The sequence below is a fragment of the Thermoactinomyces sp. CICC 23799 genome (assembly GCF_016055145.1).
Taxonomy (GTDB): Bacteria; Bacillota; Bacilli; order Thermoactinomycetales; family Thermoactinomycetaceae; genus Thermoactinomyces; species Thermoactinomyces intermedius.
Map to the genome: position 1 here is coordinate 336,420 of NZ_JAECVV010000002.1, position 18,608 is coordinate 355,027.

An 18,608-nucleotide genomic window follows, 5' to 3' on the forward strand; every position below is an offset into this window, starting at 1 on the left:
ACAAGAGGAATCATCCAACCGGACGATGCACAGGAAAGGGTGACGAGGGAATTGAAAGGAATCAAAAAAAGCAAGCGCAAATGGATTTGGATTCTTGTGGTTCTTTTGCTGTTCGTCTCTTTGGTTTATGTCAACAACACTTCTCTTTTGGCAAAGCCGCGTTCCGGCAATCCGTATCTCATGGCTCACCGCGGACTGGCACAAACCTTTGACTTGGAGGGTGTGGAAAATGACACCTGCACCGCCGAGCGGATCCATCCTCCGGAACATCCATTTTTGGAAAACACGCTTCCTTCCATGCGTGCGGCTTTTCAGGCCGGGGCGGACATGGTCGAACTGGATGTTCAGCTGACCAAGGACCATCAGTTTGCCGTGTTCCATGATCACATGCTGGAATGCCGGACCAATGCCAAGGGGAAAGTACGCGATTATACCATGGGTGAACTGAAGAAATTGGATGTGGGGTATGGTTATACGGCGGATGGGGGAAAAACGTATCCCTTTCGCGGGAAAGGCGTCGGTTTGATGCCGTCACTGGACGAAGTGCTCCAGGCCTTCCCCGATAAAATGCTGCTCATTCATGTGAAAAGCAATGATCCCCAAGAGGGAATCGTGCTTGCGGAAAAGCTCAAACCGCTCCCGAAAGACCGCCTCCGTCAATTGGCGGTGTATGGCGGAGACCAACCGGTGGAAGCCCTGGAAAAACAGCTTCCGGAGCTCCGCACGATGAGCAAAGCATCGTTGAAAAGTTGCCTGCTTTCTTATCTGGCCGTGGGTTGGAGCGGTTATGTCCCGGCAAGTTGCCGGCAAACCCAGGTTCATATTCCGGATGAAATCGCTCCCTGGCTGTGGGGATGGCCTGACCGGTTCCTGGAGAGGATGGACCGGGTGGACACCCGGGTGATTCTGGTGAAGGGAAGCGGCGGCTTTTCAGACGGATTTGACCAAACCGAAGATATAAGCCGTCTCCCCGAAGGTTACGACCGGTGGATCTGGACCAACCGGATTGACCGCATTGCCCCGCTCTTTAAGGATTAATTATTTCGTTCCACAAGATACCAGGTTCCGGTGGAAGAGGCGATCATGGTCGGGGTTACCGGAAAAGAATGTTGTGGAAACCCGTTGATTTCATGAAGGGGAATCCCGGGAAAGCTCAAGTGACGGAGCAGTTCGCGATAGCACTGCTCGCGCACTTTGGCCGGGATTCCTTCTCTTTTGATCCAGCGGACGGCTTCCCGGAATTGTCCTTGTCGGATCAAAAATTGTATGTATAAAGGGAATACTTGGTGCAGCGGCCGTCTGAATTGCAACTTGGAGCGTTTGCCGCGCCCGCCGCCCGGTTTAAAGAAAATCAGCTGGTCCTCCACCATTTTTCGCAACAACCGTTTCACGTTGCGGGTGGAACAACACAAGACCCGGGCCAATTCGTTCAAACTGACATAAAACGATTGATGACAACGGTACTCTTGATATTGAAGCCTGAGCAACAAATAATATTCGATGATATTCATGCCATCACCTTGGTGCCAATCGGTTTGTTTGAAATCATCTTAACGGAAAGGCCGGGATTGGGCCACCTGAGTTCCCGGGCCAATCCATGGATGAACCGGAGGATATGAATGGAGACGTGCCCCCGGACACGCCTCTTCATCCCACTTTTTCAATAACCTGATCGCCTCTGATTTTTTTCTTAGTGAATATCTTTCTTTTTGAAGGAACCGCCCTGCACATCATGGATGTTTCCGGTAGCCAAAAATGCATTCGGGTCAATGTCCTCGACAATGGATTTTAATTTCGCTTCCTCCAACCGTGTGATAATACAAAAAATCACTTTTTTGTTTTCTCCGCTGTAGCCGCCTTCCCCGGCCAAATAAGTGACACCGCGTCCCAAACGGTTGGAAATCGTTTGGCCGATGATTTCGGTTTTGTCACTGATGATCCAAACGGATTTCATTTCTTCAAAACCTTCAATGACGATGTCAATCATTTTAAAAGCGATGAAATAAGTGATCAAAGAATACATGGCACGATCCCAGCTGAAGACAAAACCGGCGCTGCTTAAAATGAACAGGTTGGCAAACATCACGATTTGACCGACGGAGAAAGGAACTTTCTTATTGATGAGGATGGCGAGGATTTCCGTTCCGTCCAGGGAACCACCGTACCGGATGACCAAACCGACTCCGACCCCCAGAATAATTCCGCCAAACACGGCGGCAAGAAGCGGATCTTTGGTTACAGCCGGAACGTGATGAAATATGTTGGTAAACGCGGACATCACGACAATCCCGAACATGGTGGAAAAAGCAAAGGTTTTCCCGATTTGTTTGTACCCCAAAAAGAGGAACGGAAGGTTAAAAATGACCAACAACAATCCGAGATTCCAATGCGTTAAATGAGAAATGATGATGGAAATACCGACGATGCCACCGTCAATCACCTGATTGGGTACGAGGAAAACTTCCAAACCGAGCGAAAACAAAAAGGCACCGACCAAAATAAAGAAAATTCTTTTGATATTATTTAACCAAATCAACTTTTTCGGCTTTTCCATTTGTTCCGTTTCATTGGAAGAAGTAAATAACTCCATATATTTCACAACCCCTTTTTAAAAATGTAATCCAAGAGGGGATCAGGTTACAAAAAAGGGGAATGTGAGCTTTTCAATTCCTTTCCATAACAATGGTTCTTTAATTATATCACAATTCTTTCGTGTTTGTTTTAAATATTTAAATGTCTAAAAATTAAACCAATGCACAGAGGATGTAACCGGAAGGCGGTCCGGTTTTCGGATTCCAGGATCATCCATTAATAAAACGGTTTTTTTCGCACAAAATATGCTTGATATGGATGGGAATGGATGATCTCTCCCTCTTTTTTCGGATCTTCCCCAAAAAACAAAGATTATTCACTTATCATTCAGAATATATTCAACAAACAAAATAAATTGTTAAGTAAAAAATAAATTATACATATTCATATTAAAACAAATCGGAGGCAAATGGGAAGACGTCGGAATAATTTTCCGTATGGATTGATTTCGTCCCTTTCCTTTTGACAAAAAGCAGAAAACGATTGGATTCAAACGGGAGGGTAGAAAAGAAATAAAAAAGAGGATTTTTATTACAAGATATAAAATAAATATTTAAAGCCTGTTTCCAACAAAACCCTGAAAAAGAGAACGATTCCTCCAATCCATGTTTTTCCTTTGACTCGGTACCAAAAAAAGTGATCCAAATCATTCAATTATGTGATTGACTTTGAAAGGTTGATATTTTATGATATGAATCATTCGGCAACCGAAGTAATTTTGAATGGTTGTTGAACATCTTGTGACGCATATTGACTTATGCAGGTTAATATTTTATCGTATTAATCATTCGATAACCGAAACATCATTTCCCTGGGGGAGGTGATTGTGATTCGTGATGATCAAATGGACAGTTTGATTCGCCTGTTTCACCGGATAATGGCGCTCTGTCACCTCTTGCTTCGGGAAGAATTAAAAAAACATCATTTAACTTTTTCTCATGCGCTGGTACTTCATTTTCTCAATGTCAAAGGAGCCTCCCCACTGGTGGAGATCAGCAAGCATCTGGATATTCCGCTGAGTTCGCTGAGCGGAATGATCGGGCGTTTGGAAGAGATGGACATGGTTTTGCGGAAACGGGATCAGAAAGACCGGCGAATCGTACAAATCCGGCTGACGGATAAAAGCCGGGAAATGATTGAAGAACTCTCCAACGCCCAGAGAAACAAAATTTATGCGCATGTCAAAAGGTTGAATCTTTCTTCTGAGGAAATGGAGCGATTCATTGAAAACATGCAAAGGTTTATCGAGGGGGTATACGAAAACCGGCTGGAGAAAGGAGGGACAAAGCATTGAAACGAGCGCTGAATAACTTGATTTTGATCCTTTTTGTGTTGGGGATGATCATCGGTGCAGGATACTATCTCACCAACCAATCCCTTTATGTGACCAGTGAAATTGCCCAAGTGACGGCAGAGATGGTTCCGGTTTATCCGGATCAGGCCGGGGTGCTGAAAGAGTGGGCGGTTGAAGAAGGAGATTCCGTGGAAGAAGGTCAGATCCTGGGAACGGAGACGCTTCTGCAGTCCGGCCAGCCGTCCGGCGATGAAACCGATGCTCCGTCGACACAATCCATTACTTCGCCTTTTTCGGGCGTCCTTGTCAAAAGCAATGCTGTGCCCGGCAAGATGGTCAAACCGGGACAACCGGTTGCGATGGTTGCCGATTTGTCGAACAAATACATTGTTGCTTATATTGATGAGACAGAAATCGACCGGGTCAAACCGGGCAAAAAAGTGGACATTACGGTGGATGCTTACAAAGACCGCATTTTTAAAGGAAAAGTGCAAAAGATTGGTTCGACAGCCGGGGATTTCACCAATCCGTCGGCAAGCACGGACAGCCAAAATGAAAATAAAGTGGTTCAGCGTGTTCCGGTACAAATCGTCTTTGATGAGCAAATCGATGTGAATTTGATGCCTGGAATGAATGCTGAGGTGAAAATACAGTCTTAAAATCAAGGGGAAAGGTGATGACTCATGAAAGCAGGACGTCTTGTTTTGACGAATGCGCTTGTGTTCCTTATTATCATGGGATTGGGAATTGGCGGCTATTACTTCTATTATATGAAATCCAATTATATTGAAACCGAAGATGCCCGGGTCAAAGGGGATTTGATTCCGGTGGCTTCGGTCGGAAACGGAAAATTGGAAGAATGGCAGGTTGAAGAAGGACAACAAGTAAAAAGCGGTCAGGTTCTGGGGAAAGTAAACACCGGACAACAAACCGTGGACATTCAGGCTCCGATGGACGGAACCATCGTGAAAAGTGATCTTTCTGAGGGGCAAATGGTTGCCGCAGGCCAAACCCTGGTCCAAATGGTGGATTTGAACAAACTCTACATTGAAGCGAACATTGAAGAAACCGAGATCAAAGATGTAAGTGTCGGACAAGAAGTGGATATTACGATCGATGCGGAAGAAGGCACCAAAATCAAAGGAACGGTGAAGAAAATCGGAAAAGCGACCAACTCGGTCTTCTCCCTGTTGCCGCAACAAACCGCCAGCGGGGATTATACCAAAGTGGTTCAACGGATTCCGGTGGTCATTGAAATGGAAAATTATCCGGATACCGTGGTGCCGGGTATGAATGCAACGATCCTCATTCATAAATAAGTTGATTTGGACAGATTCGTCAGGAAAGGAGGAAAAGAATGAGTGCGAAGCAAAATACAGCGGACGGCGGCGGATTCCGACAGCATTTGCCGCTGATGATCGTGATTATGCTGGGGATGTTTTTGGCGGTTTTGAACCAGACCTTGCTCAATGTGGCTATTCCCAGCCTGATTAATGAATTCAATGTGACGGCAAGCACGGCTCAATGGTTGCTCACCGGTTATATGTTGGTCAACGGGATTTTGATTCCCTTCTCCGCTTATTTGGTGGACCGTTACGGAATCCGACGGCTATTCATCGCTTCGATGGTGTTTTTCACAGCTGGTTCACTCATGTGCGGACTGGCTGCCACGTTTTCCATGATGTTGATCGGTCGTTTGATTCAGGCGGTCGGTGCCGGAATCCTGATGCCGCTGGTGATGGTGGTGACCCTTCACATTTTCCCGCCGGAGGCGCGCGGAAAAGGGATGGGGCTGTTTGGGCTCGGGATGATTTTTGCCCCGGCCATTGGTCCCACGTTGTCAGGATGGGTCATTGAACATTACGACTGGCGCATTTTGTTTAACGGGATGGTGCCGCTTGGTCTGATCGTCATTGCTTTTGCATTTTTCCTTTTAAAGGATGGTTTGAGAAAAGAGACCAAGCCGCACTTTGACTTTTGGGGGGCCGTCACCTCTTCGCTCGGCGTCGGTCTGTTGCTGTACGGATTGAGTGAAGCCGGGAACAAAACCTGGGATGATCCGGTGGTGGTTTCCACCCTGGTGCTGGGTGTGTTCTTCCTTTATGTGTTTGTGCTGTTGCAAGTTCGATCGAAAAAACCGTTGCTCGATTTCTCCGTGTTTAAATTTGATATGTTTACCCTGTCAAGCGTGATTAATGCAATTATCACCATTGCCATGTTTGCGGGCATGTTTTTGATTCCGATTTATCTGCAAAACCTGCGCGGTTTTACCGCTTTCGAATCCGGGTTATTGCTGCTGCCGGGAGCCATTATCATGGGGTTGATGTCCCCGGTCTCCGGTGTGCTGTTTGATAAAGTGGGCCCCCGTCCTCTGGCAGTGATCGGGTTGTTGGTCACCACCGTAACCACTTATGAATTTACGCATTTAACCCTGGAAACCAGTTATACTTGGATCCTGATCATCTATATGATCCGTTCTTTCGGAATGTCCCTGCTGATGATGCCGATTATGACGGCCGGCTTGAATCAATTGCCGGAAGAGATGAACGGTCACGGCACGGCGATGGCCAACACATCGCGGCAAATCGCAGGATCGCTTGGAATCAGTGTGTTTACGACGATCTTTTCCATCCGCACCCAATATCATTTGGGAAAATTGGCGGATCAAGCCAATATGATGGATCCGGCTTACAGCGATCATTTTTATTCGGCGCTGAGCGGTTTTGCCCAAGCTGTCGGCTTGCCGGCGGAACAAGCGCAAAGTTTGATGACCAGCACGCTGTACGGGCAAGCTGCCCAATATGCATCCGTTCAGGGAATCAATGATGCTTTTCTTTGGGCTACCGCCTTTGCTTTTGTCGGCTTGATTTTGAGTTTCTTCTTGCGGGATGTGCGGAAAGACAAGAAAGTATCCGGTTGAACAGTTCCTAAATTATTCGGAAAGTCGTGGAAGGGAGAGAAGTGATTCATGAAGATTTATGTGGTATATGACAGTGAAAGCGGACATACGGAAAAAGTGGCCGCATCGATTGCAGAAGGCGCGCGTGAAGTGGAAGGGGCAGAGGTGATTCTCCGTCACGTCAATGAAGCCGATGTGCGGGAGTTGAACGATGTGGATGCGATCATCTGGGGATGCCCCGGCCATTTCGGAACGATCAGTTCCGGCTTGAAATCCTGGATTGACCGTTTGGGACATCTGTGGGCGAACGGAAAATTGATTGGAAAAGTGGGTGCGGTTTTCTGCACGACCGCAACTTTGCACGGCGGTGCGGAAATGACATTGTGGAACTTGATTACGCCGATGCTTCACAATGGAATGATTATTGTCGGACTGCCGAGCAATTTGCCGGAAAATGTCATGTTGGGCTCTTATTACGGGCTGTCTGTGACTTGTCCGGTCACAGACGGGGAAGAAGATTCGTCCCCGGGTGAAAATGACTTGTCACTCGGAAGAGCATTGGGACGCCGTGTGGCCCATGTTGCGAAAAAGTTGAAGTAAAAAGTTGTAAAGCTTTAAACCCGGAACAAAGGGGGGAGTCGATTGACTTATTTGATTCTCTTTTACGGGGCGCTCGTTGTTCTTGGCGGAATTGTGTTGTATGCCATCAATTCCCGTGCCGGGAAAAACATGGAGGAAGAAGAGCAGGCGGGGGCCGCGGAGGTTCCGTCCCAAGAAGAAGCGCCTGAGAACCATGAGGCTCCGGCGAAAAAAGTGACCAGGAAAGTAACGGATTCCACCGGATACACCATGACCGATGATGAATATCGGGAAGCCTTGCGCAGAAGCTTGAAACAACAAACTGAAGTAACGAAAGAAGAACCGGCCCGGGATCCCGACCGGTACAGTGACCGGGAATACCGGGAAGTTCTTCGTTCGATGCATAAGCAATTGAATCAAGATAAGGAATCCGACCGGTAAACGGAGTCTTGGAATCCACCGCCCTGTGTAATGCAGGGTGGTTTTTTATTAGTGTTCCCATCGGTTGCCGGTTTTATCCCCTTGGGTTGAAAAGGGGTTTTCGGATGGGCGCTTCTAACGGATTCTTCGGGATGGTCATTCTTCCCATGGCGCCGGATGGAGGAATGGGCTATACTTTTGGCTGGTTGGATTTGGATGGAACGAACACCGAAGGGAATCTGAATGATATGCTTCACCGGAAAGCATGGTATCTTGGTTGAAAGAAAAAGGAGTACGAGCGATGGGACAAAATGCGTACAAAAAGGTTCGGGAAATCATTGATACTTCTGCCGGTTTGTTAACCGGCCAGGCTTTATATCCATTTGCGGTGGATGAAATTCTTTGCAAGGAAGTGGGAAGCGGCCATCTTCCCCCGGTGCTTCATATTTGGCGGCATCAAAATGCGTTTATTCTGGGAATCCGGGACCGGAAATTGCCTCATGCCGAAAGAGCGATCGATTGGTTGGAATCAACGGGTTCCCGTGTGGGAGTTCGTAATTCCGGGGGAGCCGCCGTTCCTTTGGATCCGGGAGTGGTCAATCTTTCTTTGATTTTGCCTTCGCCAAGGGGAAAAGTGGAAATCAAACAAGACTTTGAAATCATGTATCAACTGATGCGGGAGTGTTTAAAACCGTTGGTTCCCCCGATTGAAAAAGGGGAAATCCAAGGATCCTTCTGTCCGGGGGATTATGATTTAAGCATTGACGGGCGGAAGTTTTGCGGCATTGCCCAGCGGAGACAGATCCGGGCCTTTGTGATTCAGGCGTTTGTTTTGGTGGAAGGGAACGGAAGGGAAAGGGGAAAGAAAGCGAAACAATTTTATGATTTGGCGTCAGGAGGAGATCTCAATCTCGATTTCCCCAAAGTGGAACCCGGCAAAATGGCTGCCTTGTCCGAATGGAACAAGGATCTGACTGTCGACCGGTTTGTATCGCGGGTCAAAGAAGTGGCCGGGGACGGACAGAAAAAGGAAAGGCATGATTACGAACCGGCGTATGAAGAACCGGTTCGGGAAATGTTGACAAAGATCCAAAAAAGATACGGGGAATGACAAAAAGCCACTCCTCATCGGAGTGGCTAAACACGTAGGAAAACGCTGTGAAAAAGGGATTGGGTTATAATGAACCCGCCTGTAGCACAGACGGATGCGAGAAGGTCTCGGGTCTCATATAATTATTCGGACCCGTTTTTGATTTTCTGTCCCCGCAGGCAGATTTTTTAATGACGTCTTGCAAAGTCGACAAAACGGAATTTTTCCGGCAGATGGCGGGATTCCGTGTATTGGAAAAGGGTGTTGTCCTCCAAAAAGACATAATTTCGGACCACCGCCACATATGGTTCTTTTTGATGGTCGAGAAAGTTCCGGTCTTCTTCCGTCATGGGTTCGATGGTGATGACTTTTTTGGCAAAGCTGATGGAAAGCCCGCACTGTTTTTCCAGATATTCATAAATGGAATCCTGGCAGACTTCTTTGGTCAACTCAGGGACATAAGCCTTCCGGAAATAATCCTTGTCCAAAATGATTTTTTCCCCGTTTACTTCACGGATGCGGACCACTTCCCAAACCGGTTCTTTGCGCTTTAATCCGAGTTCCGTATGGATTTGCGGATCCGCCGGTTTTAATTCCAATTTCTTCACATGAGTCTTCCATTGTTTATTTAATTTGGAGAATAATTCTTTGAAACCGACCAATCCCGAAACCGGAAAGTCGTACCGGTGAATCCCCAACACAAAAGATCCTTTGCCTTTGATTTTTTGGATATAGCCGTTTTGGGACAACAAGTTCAGTGCCTTTCGCACCGTTTCACGAGAGGTTTGGTATTGTTTGGAAAGGTCATGTTCGGAGGGAAGTTTCCCTCCGGGTTTTAACTTTCCTTTTTCAATTTGTTCGGCAAGTTCATGGTAAATGGTCAGATAAATGTTTTCCACCTTGGTTTCCCCTTAATGATTGGTTTTCGTCAAACGGAAAACAAGGGATTCGTAAGGCCGCAATGTCATTTCCCGGAAATGGTCCGGTGCATCCGGATAGTTGGAGAGCACACATTCTCCTTCCCAGTCTTCCGGCAACACATGGGAAGACGGCAGATGCCAACGGGTGGAATGAGCGAAGAAATTATTGATCACAAGCCATTTTTCATTCCGGCCGTGCCGCAGATAGGAAAAGACGTCCGGGTGATCCAATTGAACGGGTTCAAAAGTGCCGTTGATCAAGACATCGTGCTCTTTCCGCAGCTGAATGAGCCGTTTGTAATGATGAAAAACGGAGTCCTTGTCTTTCAAGGCTTGTTCCACATTGATTTGCCGGTAATTCGGTGCAACGGGAATCCAAGGGGTTCCTTTGGTGAAGCCTCCGTGCTTCCCCGCCGTCCATTGCATCGGGGTGCGCGCGTTGTCGCGGGATTTTTGCCGGATGATTTGCATCACTTCTTCCTCGGTTTTTCCCTGCTCACGCAAAATGTGATACATATTCCGTGTTTCGACATCCCGGTAGTCGTCGATGGACGTAAAGTCCGGGTTGGTCATGCCGATTTCTTCCCCTTGGAAAATAAACGGGGTTCCATGCATCAAATACATGGCGGTGGCCAACATTTTGGCCGATTCTTTGTGGTAGGGCCCGTCATTGCCGTAGCGGGAAACCACCCGCGGCTGATCATGGTTGCACCAAAACAAGGTGTTCCAGCCGCCGCCTTTTTGCATTTCCGTCTGCCAGGTGGAAAGGATTCGTTTTAATGCTTCAAAATCCATTTGACCTGTTTCCCACTTCTTCCCGCCCGGGTAATCCACTTTCAAATGATGGAATTGAAAAACCATGTTTAACTCGCGGTTTTCCGGACGGGTGTATTGAATGCAATGCGGAATGGTCGTGGACGACATTTCGCCAACGGTCATGATATCATAGCGGGAAAACACTTCCCGGTTCATCTCTTGCATAAATTCGTGGATGCGCGGGCCGTCGGTGTAAAATTTGCGGCCGTCCCCGGGAGGGACGGATCCGTCGTCGTCGGGGAACCGTTGATCTTTGGAAATCAGGTTGATCACGTCCAACCGGAAGCCGTCCACGCCCAGATCCAGCCACCAACGCATCATTTCGTAAATTTTTTGTCTCAGCTCCGGATTTTCCCAGTTTAAATCCGCTTGGGTTTCATCAAATAAATGCAGGTAATATTGGCCGGTTTTTTCGTCCCGTTTCCAAGCGGAACCCCCGAATTTGGATTGCCAATTGTTCGGTTCCTTCCCGTCTTTGCCGTCTTTCCAGATGTAATACGAACGGTACGGATTTTCTTTGGAAGAACGGGATGCTTGAAACCATTCATGCTCGGTGGAAGTATGGTTGACCACCATATCCATGATCAATCGCATGCCGCGTTTGTGCACCTGATGGAGAAGTTCTTTAAAATCCTCCATCGTTCCGTATTCTTCATGGATTTTGTGATAATTGCTGATATCATATCCGTTGTCGTTTTGCGGGGATTCATAAACCGGCGTCAGCCACAAAACATCAACCCCCAGCTCTTTCAGGTAGTCCAGCTTCTGAATGATTCCTCTTAAATCTCCTGTTCCGTTCCCTGTCGTGTCATAAAAGCTCTTTGGATAGATCTGGTAGACAACAGCTTTTTTCCACCATTCCGCCAACAAAAAAACCTCCTTGTATGCTACATCAACTCTTGGATTTCTTCTTTGATGATGGATGATTTCGTCCCGAACACCGCCTGAATCCCGTCTCCCTTTTTGATGACACCGGCAGCGCCCAATGCTTTCAGCCGGTTTTCATCCACTTTGTCAATTTCTTTGACCCCGACGCGGAGGCGGGAGATGCAGGCGTCCAGTTTGACAATGTTATCTTTGCCGCCCAAAGCTTCCAAAATGAGAGCGGCCTGGCTGCTTTTGCTTTCTTTTTCTTTGCTTCCTGATTGGATGCCGATTTTTTCGCGGAACTCGTCTTTGGTGCGGAGACGGGTTTCTTCGTGATCATCTTCACGCCCCGGTGTTTTCAGGTTCATTTTTTGGATCAAAATCCGGAACGTGAAATAGTAAATCACCGCAAAGACAAGGCCGAGCCCGATGGTGACAAGCCATGCATTGGAGTGGTTGGGCAGTACATTGAACAAGATGAAGTCAATCAGCCCGGAGCCGCCGGCAAACCCGCCGTGCATGCCCAAAGCATTGACCAGCCCGAAAGCGATGGCGGTCAAAACGGCATGAATGGCATATAAGACCGGGGCAACAAACAGGAATGTGAATTCCAGCGGTTCCGTGATTCCGGTCAACAAAGCGGTGACGGCAGCCGCCACGATCAACGATTTGGTTTTTGTTCGTTTGCCCGGTTTTGCCGTATGAATGATGGCCAAACCCGCGGCAGGCAATCCGAACATCACCGGGATGAATTTTCCTGCGATGTAGGTGCCTCCGGTAATGGCAATCGACGGGTCACGCAGTTTGTCGATCACTTGGGAAATATAAACGTTTTGGTCCCCCACGATGCGGGCGCCGTCCAACGAAGTGTAAGCGCCGCCGATATCCGTGAACAGCAAGGGGGTATTGTAAATATGATGCAACCCGAACGGGATGAGCAGTTTTTCAAGCCCGCCGTACAATCCCACAATCAACGGGTTGGTATGGGTGGCAATATAGTTCCCCAAAACAAAAATCCCGTTTCCGACCGGCGGCCAGATGAAGTAAAGAACCACTGCAGACAAGATGGCCCCAAACGAAGAAACGATGGGGACCAGCCGTTCCCCGCTGAACAAGGAAATCGAATCAGGCAATTCCACTTTATGAAAGCGGTTGTAAAGATAAGCAGTCAAAAAACCGATTAAAATTCCGCCGAACACACCGATTTGCATGGTTTCAATGCCAAGTTCGGTTCCCAGCAGTTTTTCGTTCAGCTTGATCCTGGTGATATCAATCAACGCCCCGAGGGTGGTATGCATGATGAAGAACGAAATCAGTGCCGAGAACCCGGCCATTCCTTTGCCGGTCCAGGTGATGGCAATCGCCACGGCAAACAGGACGGGAAGGTTATTAAAAACGGCTTGTCCCGCCCGTTGCATCAATTCCCCGGTGACTTGCCAGCCGTTGCTGCTCAAGAAAGGAATCAACTCTTGGACATTGGGATTTAAAATCACGCCGCCCAGTCCCATCAAAATCGAAACAAGCGGAAGAATGAGAACCACGGCCATCATGGAGCGGCCGACACGTTGAAAAAAGTCAAAAGAGAAACCTTTCGCCATTATTTTCCTCCTTATCCCCGTGTTGGAATCGGTCACCTGTATATACAGGAAAGGGAATACAAAAAATGAAAGGCCTTTCATGTAACCAAATTGTACTCCTGTCTATACAGGTTTGTCAATGAAGAAGGGAGGTCCCGGAAAATCCTGATCCTGCCATTGATTCTGACGCCAAGCTTGTGTTATGATGGAAACACCGCGCTAGACGGGGAGGTAGCGGTGCCCTGTAGCCCGTAATCCGCTATAACGGGGTCGATGCCTGTCCGAGGCGTGCTTTGTGTGAGGCTGGTCTGGATCATCCGTGTTGATGATCGGGTCCTGCGCAACGATCACTTCCGAACCGTGTCAGGTCCTGACGGAAGCAGCACTAAGGGAGACCGGTCGTGTGCCGCAGGGGTGCCTGGTCTGAGCTGATGGTTCAGGGGCCGCTCGGGCAAGACACGTCGGAGACAGGTGCGCGGTACATAGACATCTTTGGAAAACGCACCTTGGGCACAAGGTGTTTTTTTTTAGCATTTGAATGGAAAATTTTTTCTTAAAGAAGGAAGAAAAAGGTAAACAGCGAATAAAAAGTTAGAATTATTTGTGGCATGTTGCCCGTACACAGCAGGTTGTTATCAAAAAACGATGGGAACTTCCCATTTTGGTGTCGGTTGTTTGCGGTTGTGATGGGAGAAGTTGTTCACTTGTGGATCTCATGTGATTCCAATGAATCGTTCGTTGCAAAAAGTAAGCACGAAGGACAGAAGGGAAGCTTTTAATGTGGCGGTGCGAAGATGATGAATATGAACACAAAGGCGTTAGCAGGAAATGGAGATCATGGGTCAATCCATTTATACACATTTTATCCTGTGACACCCTATGAGCGTTTGGCCGTCCAGTTAATTTCAAAAATCCACTTGGGAGTTATCGTGGTTGATGACCGGTTGAATGTCGTGGAAATCAATCAAGCGGCAGCAAGGCTGTTGGGGTTGGAAAAATCAAAAATGATGTACCGGTCATTCCGGGATGCCGTGATTCAGTTGGGGTTGCCGAAAAAGTACAGGGACCGGTTGTTCTCCATTTTGCATTCCCGCAAAGAGAAGCGGAAGCTGGAATTGGACTGGTGCCCGGACGGGGAAGAACCGCGGTGCCTGCTGATGCGGTTTCACACGTTTGAAGACAGTGAAAGCGGCTTGAAAGGGCAAATTTTGATGATCGAGGACCAAACCGAGATGCAGCTTTTGAGGCAGCAGGTTCAGCAAAACAACCGTTTGGCGACCATCGGTCAGATTGCAGCCGGAACCGCGCATGAAATTCGCAATCCCCTCACGGCGATCCGGGGATTTTTACAGGTGATCGGGCATAAGATGAAGGAAAACGGACAGCAGAAAGAACACGGGTATATCGATATTATGTTAAGGGAGATCAGCCGGATCAGCAGCCTTGTCGGGGAATTTTTGATGCTGAGCAAACCACGGCATTTAAACGTCCAATCCGTGAATGTGACGAAGGTCTTCAACGACATCCTGCCCATCATCAAAAACGAAGCACTTCTCTATAACATTGATGTGATGATCAAACGGCAACTGACGACGATTCCGATGATTGAAGCAGATGGGGAGTTGTTGAAACAAGTTTTTCTCAATGTTTCCAAAAATGCGATTGAAGCAATGAAAGATGGCGGCCTGCTGACGATTCGACTGAAAACAAATGAGAAAAGAAAACATGTGGTTGTGGAGATCATGGATACCGGACCCGGAATACCACCTCATGTTTTGGAAAAAATATATGAACCGTTTTTTACAACCAAAGAGAACGGAACCGGTCTGGGACTTCCCATTTGCCGTCAGATTTTGCGGGAGATTGACGGAGAAATCAAAATTGAGTCCGGACCGAAAGGCACCAAGGTGAAAGTTTACTTGCCGCTCATTAAAACATAAAACCCACTGCCGATAAGATGATGGATCTTTTCCCACAGGCAGTGGGTTGTTTCTTTTGGAAAAAAGGTTTTCAGTGTAGTATGATAGTAAAGACCATGAATATGCCCCCGTTGAGGGGAACAAGTTGGAGTGTTGGGTGTGTCCTATCGGGCATTGTATCGCGTTTGGAGACCGCAACGCTTTGAGGATTTAGTCGGTCAGGAACATGTGACAAAAACATTGATGAATGCATTAAACGAAAAACACCTTACCCATGCTTATTTGTTTAACGGACCGCGCGGAACGGGGAAAACCAGCGCGGCAAAGATTTTGGCCAAAGCAGTGAACTGTGTTCACGGCCCGGCCAAAGAGCCTTGCAATGAATGCGAAGCTTGCCGGCGCATCACCGAAGGTTCCCTGATGGATGTGGTCGAAATTGACGCGGCATCCAACCGGGGAGTGGATGAGATCCGTGATCTGCGCGACAAGGTGAAATATGCGCCGACCGAAGTCCGTTACAAGGTGTATATCATTGATGAGGTTCATATGTTGACCACAGAAGCATTTAATGCACTGTTGAAAACATTGGAAGAACCTCCGGAGCATGTGATTTTCATTCTGGCTACCACGGAGCCGCATAAACTTCCTCCAACGATTATTTCCCGCTGTCAGCGATTCACTTTTCGCCGCATTTCCTTTGAAAAGATCGTGAACCGTTTAAAAACGATTTGCCGGTCGATGGATATTTCCTTTGATGATGAAGCCTTGATCTCCATTGCGCAAACCGCCGACGGCGGACTGCGGGACGCGCTGAGTCTCCTGGATCAAGCGTTGGCTTTCAGTGGGGATTCCTTGACCATTGAAGCGGTGCAAGCCGTGACGGGAAGTGCGTCGAGGGAGATGGTGCTTTCGATTTTCGTCGATTTGGTCGAACAGAAGATGCCTTCCGCCCTGCAAAAGCTGGAGGAGTGTATTGCAAGCGGCGTGGAGCCTGAAAAGTTGGTTCAGGATTTCATCCATGTTTGCCGGGATTTGTTGCTGTTTAAAACTGCACCTTCCTTGATGGAGCGCGAAGGAAGAACACAGTGGATGAAATCGGTGGAAAAGGTTGCGGGGAAGTTGACACATCACCGTCTTTCCCGGATGCTGGATGTGTTGGTTCATTCGGAACAACAGATGAAATGGGTGACTCATCCCCGCGTGTTGTTGGAGATGGCCCTGGTCCGTCTGGCGGATGTTTTTGGAAGCGATCCTAAAAATGTGGAGCCGGATCTGGTGGCAAAGCTGGAAGAGCGGATTGAAAAGTTGGAAAGTTGGATTCGCCAGGAAAAAAACACAGCGGCTGTGAAGGAAGAAATCTCCCCGGCACCCGGGAACCGTCCTGTCCCGTCTTCTCCGGTTGTCAAATCTTCCGCACCGGCACTGAGCCGGCAATGGTTGGAGAAGCTGTCCGAGCAACAAGGAGCCCGGATCAAAAAGATCTGGCCTGAATTGCTTCAGCGGGTGAAAGAGGAAAAAATCACGGTCCATGCCTGGTTGATTGACGGTGAACCGGTCGGAGCCACCGATGACGCCGTGATCGTTGCTTTTAAAAGCAAAATTCACCGTGAAACAACCGAAAAAGAAAGCAACAAGTCTTTAATTGAAGGAATTCTTTCACAGATGACGGGGCAACGGATGCGACTGAAAACCGTGATGCTGGATGATTGGAAGAAACAAGCTTCGGCGCGGAATCTTCCGGCTTCCGGGAATAAGAGCGGCCCCCAACCGGAACCGGAGTCTTTGCAAGAAGACATTGTGAAAAAAGCCGTGGATTTGTTCGGCGAAGAAATCATCAAAGTTTCCGATGAGAATGAACCGAAAGTTTAGGAGGCGATGACGGATGCGGAACATGAATCAGATGCTGAAACAAGTGAAAAAAATGCAGCAGGAAATGGCGAAAGCCCAACAGGAACTGGAGAAAAAGGAAGTGGAAGGAACGGCCGGCGGTGGTGTGGTGAAAGTGCGGATGAACGGCCATAAGCAATTATTGGGGATTGAGATCTCCCCGGAAGTTGTGGATCCGGATGATGTGGAAATGTTGCAGGATTTGATCACCGCCGCAATCAATGAAGCGATGAAACAGGCCGAGGAGCTGGTAGCCAAAGATTTAGGGAAATTTACAGGCGGTTTGAATATCCCCGGATTATTTTAAAGTGACCAGAGGTGGGAACGTTGTATGTGCCTGAACCAATCTCAAAACTGATTGAGGGATTCATGCGCTTGCCGGGGATTGGCCCCAAAACGGCTCAACGGCTGGCTTTTTATGTATTGACCATGGAAGAAGAGGACGTTTTGGATTTGGCCAAAGCATTGGTCCGGGTGCAACGGGATTTGTGCCATTGTTCCGTTTGCGGGCATATCACGGATCAGGATCCTTGCTATATCTGTTCCGATAAAAACCGGGACCAGTCAACCATTTGTGTGGTGCAAGACACCAAAGATTTGATCGCCATGGAACGGACTCGTGAATATAATGGCTTATATCATGTATTGAACGGGGCGATTTCCCCCATTGAGGGAATCGGACCCGATGATTTGAACATTCCCGGGCTGTTGAAGCGGCTGGAAGACGAAAAAGTGAAGGAGCTGATCCTGGCAACCAATCCCAACATCGAAGGGGAAGCGACGGCAATGTATTTGTCCCGTTTGACCAAACCTTTCGGGCTGAAGGTGACGCGTATCGCCCACGGACTGCCGGTCGGCGGGGATTTGGAATATGCGGATGAAGTCACCTTGGCCAAAGCGCTGGAAGGAAGACACGAGTTATAAAAAATTGATCATGAAACAGACAACCTTGTGCATAGAATGGAAGCGACACTTCCCGGGAAGCTGTCGCTTTTATTTTTGCAAAAAGAGCGGCTGAAATAGGGGACGCTGCGGATTATGGAAAAACGATTGAGAGGGGGAATGTATCCGTTTTTGTTCCAGGAAAGTCGCAGCCGGAACCCATGGGGAGAAGTGTCAGACTTTGTACGGATGTCCGGTTGCGATTGGATTTTGTTTTTGGTTTTCATACTTATTTTGTCTTTTTGTCTTGATTCCGATTCTGAAAAAGATCCGGGGAGGGATGGGTTTGTTGGAATATCAATGGTGGGTGGTCACCGGCTTGTTGGGTATGATGTTTTTTATGGTGGTCAACCGGTCGGTAAAAAAACCGCTGATGTGGATGGGAAAAGGAGTGTTGTCGACCGCTGTGGGGGCATTGGTTTTGTTTGTTTTGAACTTGCTGGGGCAATATGTGCAACTCCACATCCCGATTAACCTTTGGACGGCGTTTGTCACCGGCTGTTTGGGGATTCCGGGAATCGTTTATCTGGTGGCCGTGAAAATAATTTTTATTGGTCTATAAAAAAAATCGAAAAAAGGTGTTGACTTATGTCTGATAAGGTGGTAGTATCATAATTGTCGCTGCGAGAGAGCAGCAAAACAAAACGAAATGAAGTGTTCCTTGAAAACTGAAGAGTGAAGACATGACTCGTTAATTCTTGAGAGTTCATATCAAACTTTTTTGGAGAGTTTGATCCTGGCTCAGGATGAACGCTGGCGGCGTGCCTAATACATGCAAGTCGAGCGGGAGAATCATCCTCCGGGAT

General features: G+C 47.9%; 19 protein-coding genes, 1 rRNA gene and 1 other RNA gene. 16 read left to right on the plus strand and 5 right to left on the minus strand.

All coding sequences use genetic code 11. The features are described from left to right. The first annotated feature begins 51 nt into the window (after positions 1-51). Positions 52-1,038, plus strand: a complete 987-nt coding sequence (locus I8U21_RS04125; RefSeq protein WP_198053353.1) for a glycerophosphodiester phosphodiesterase family protein — start codon at positions 52-54, stop codon at positions 1,036-1,038. Here the strand turns inward: I8U21_RS04125 and I8U21_RS04130 are convergent. Continuing rightward, on the minus strand, positions 1,035-1,511 hold the full coding sequence (locus I8U21_RS04130) for an SgrR family transcriptional regulator (RefSeq protein ID WP_181732935.1): 477 nt from the start codon (positions 1,509-1,511) through the stop codon (positions 1,035-1,037). The genes I8U21_RS04125 and I8U21_RS04130 overlap by 4 nt on opposite strands. Before the next feature lie 179 nt (positions 1,512-1,690). Further along, the gene (locus I8U21_RS04135; protein ID WP_181732958.1) at positions 1,691-2,554 is read right to left on the minus strand and encodes a YitT family protein; all 864 of its coding nucleotides are present in this window, start codon (positions 2,552-2,554) and stop codon (positions 1,691-1,693) included. Between the two features lie 864 nt (positions 2,555-3,418). Between I8U21_RS04135 and I8U21_RS04140 the strand changes: the two genes are divergently transcribed. From I8U21_RS04140 to I8U21_RS04175, 8 genes are all read left to right on the plus strand, one after another. Next, positions 3,419-3,886, plus strand: coding sequence for a MarR family winged helix-turn-helix transcriptional regulator (locus tag I8U21_RS04140; protein WP_181732936.1), 468 nt, complete (start codon positions 3,419-3,421; stop codon positions 3,884-3,886). Further along, a complete protein-coding gene (locus tag I8U21_RS04145) occupies positions 3,883-4,545 on the plus strand; it encodes an HlyD family secretion protein (RefSeq protein ID WP_181732937.1) in 663 nt (220 codons plus the stop codon). The genes I8U21_RS04140 and I8U21_RS04145 overlap by 4 nt, the downstream gene beginning before the upstream one ends. Before the next feature lie 24 nt (positions 4,546-4,569). Further along, a complete protein-coding gene (locus tag I8U21_RS04150; protein ID WP_181732938.1) occupies positions 4,570-5,205 on the plus strand; it encodes an HlyD family secretion protein in 636 nt (211 codons plus the stop codon). 38 nt (positions 5,206-5,243) lie between these two features. Continuing rightward, a complete protein-coding gene (locus I8U21_RS04155) occupies positions 5,244-6,806 on the plus strand; it encodes a DHA2 family efflux MFS transporter permease subunit (RefSeq protein WP_181732939.1) in 1,563 nt (520 codons plus the stop codon). 48 nt (positions 6,807-6,854) lie between these two features. Continuing rightward, on the plus strand, positions 6,855-7,385 hold the full coding sequence (locus I8U21_RS04160; protein WP_181732940.1) for an NAD(P)H-dependent oxidoreductase: 531 nt from the start codon (positions 6,855-6,857) through the stop codon (positions 7,383-7,385). 42 nt (positions 7,386-7,427) lie between these two features. Next, the gene (locus tag I8U21_RS04165) at positions 7,428-7,805 is read left to right on the plus strand and encodes a hypothetical protein (RefSeq protein WP_181732941.1); all 378 of its coding nucleotides are present in this window, start codon (positions 7,428-7,430) and stop codon (positions 7,803-7,805) included. A gap of 104 nt (positions 7,806-7,909) precedes the next feature. Further along, positions 7,910-8,065 (plus strand): hypothetical protein, encoded by a 156-nt coding sequence (locus I8U21_RS04170; RefSeq protein WP_181732942.1) that lies wholly within the window; start codon positions 7,910-7,912, stop codon positions 8,063-8,065. Positions 8,066-8,085: 20 nt separating this feature from the next. After that, entirely contained in the window at positions 8,086-8,895 is an 810-nt protein-coding gene (locus tag I8U21_RS04175; RefSeq protein ID WP_181732943.1) for a lipoate--protein ligase family protein, read from the plus strand. Positions 8,896-9,062: 167 nt separating this feature from the next. Here I8U21_RS04175 and treR read toward each other — a convergent pair whose 3' ends face one another. The 3 genes from treR to I8U21_RS04190 are packed head-to-tail and all read right to left on the minus strand — an operon-like array spanning position 9,063 to position 13,075. Then, complete coding sequence (gene treR, locus I8U21_RS04180) at positions 9,063-9,773, minus strand: trehalose operon repressor (protein ID WP_198053354.1); 711 nt, start codon at positions 9,771-9,773, stop codon at positions 9,063-9,065. Between the two features lie 12 nt (positions 9,774-9,785). Continuing rightward, positions 9,786-11,480: an alpha,alpha-phosphotrehalase gene (gene treC / locus I8U21_RS04185; RefSeq protein ID WP_269747565.1), complete on the minus strand. Its 1,695-nt coding sequence runs from the start codon at positions 11,478-11,480 to the stop codon at positions 9,786-9,788. Positions 11,481-11,497: 17 nt separating this feature from the next. Beyond that, positions 11,498-13,075: a PTS transporter subunit EIIC gene (locus I8U21_RS04190; protein ID WP_198053355.1), complete on the minus strand. Its 1,578-nt coding sequence runs from the start codon at positions 13,073-13,075 to the stop codon at positions 11,498-11,500. A 193-nt stretch (positions 13,076-13,268) separates the two neighbouring features. Between I8U21_RS04190 and ffs the strand changes: the two genes are divergently transcribed. From ffs to I8U21_RS04225, 7 genes are all read left to right on the plus strand, one after another. Further along, positions 13,269-13,533, plus strand: an RNA gene (ffs, locus tag I8U21_RS04195) — signal recognition particle sRNA large type. A 324-nt stretch (positions 13,534-13,857) separates the two neighbouring features. Beyond that, a complete protein-coding gene (locus I8U21_RS04200) occupies positions 13,858-14,994 on the plus strand; it encodes a two-component system sensor histidine kinase NtrB (RefSeq protein ID WP_232334044.1) in 1,137 nt (378 codons plus the stop codon). 138 nt (positions 14,995-15,132) lie between these two features. Next, positions 15,133-16,842, plus strand: coding sequence for a DNA polymerase III subunit gamma/tau (gene dnaX, locus I8U21_RS04205; protein WP_181732948.1), 1,710 nt, complete (start codon positions 15,133-15,135; stop codon positions 16,840-16,842). A gap of 13 nt (positions 16,843-16,855) precedes the next feature. Next, complete coding sequence (locus I8U21_RS04210; protein WP_181732949.1) at positions 16,856-17,167, plus strand: YbaB/EbfC family nucleoid-associated protein; 312 nt, start codon at positions 16,856-16,858, stop codon at positions 17,165-17,167. Positions 17,168-17,187: 20 nt separating this feature from the next. Further along, positions 17,188-17,784, plus strand: coding sequence for a recombination mediator RecR (gene recR / locus I8U21_RS04215; protein ID WP_181732950.1), 597 nt, complete (start codon positions 17,188-17,190; stop codon positions 17,782-17,784). A gap of 304 nt (positions 17,785-18,088) precedes the next feature. Beyond that, complete coding sequence (locus I8U21_RS04220) at positions 18,089-18,364, plus strand: pro-sigmaK processing inhibitor BofA family protein (RefSeq protein WP_181732951.1); 276 nt, start codon at positions 18,089-18,091, stop codon at positions 18,362-18,364. Between the two features lie 156 nt (positions 18,365-18,520). Next, positions 18,521-18,608 (plus strand): 16S ribosomal RNA (locus tag I8U21_RS04225); the annotation flags it as partial.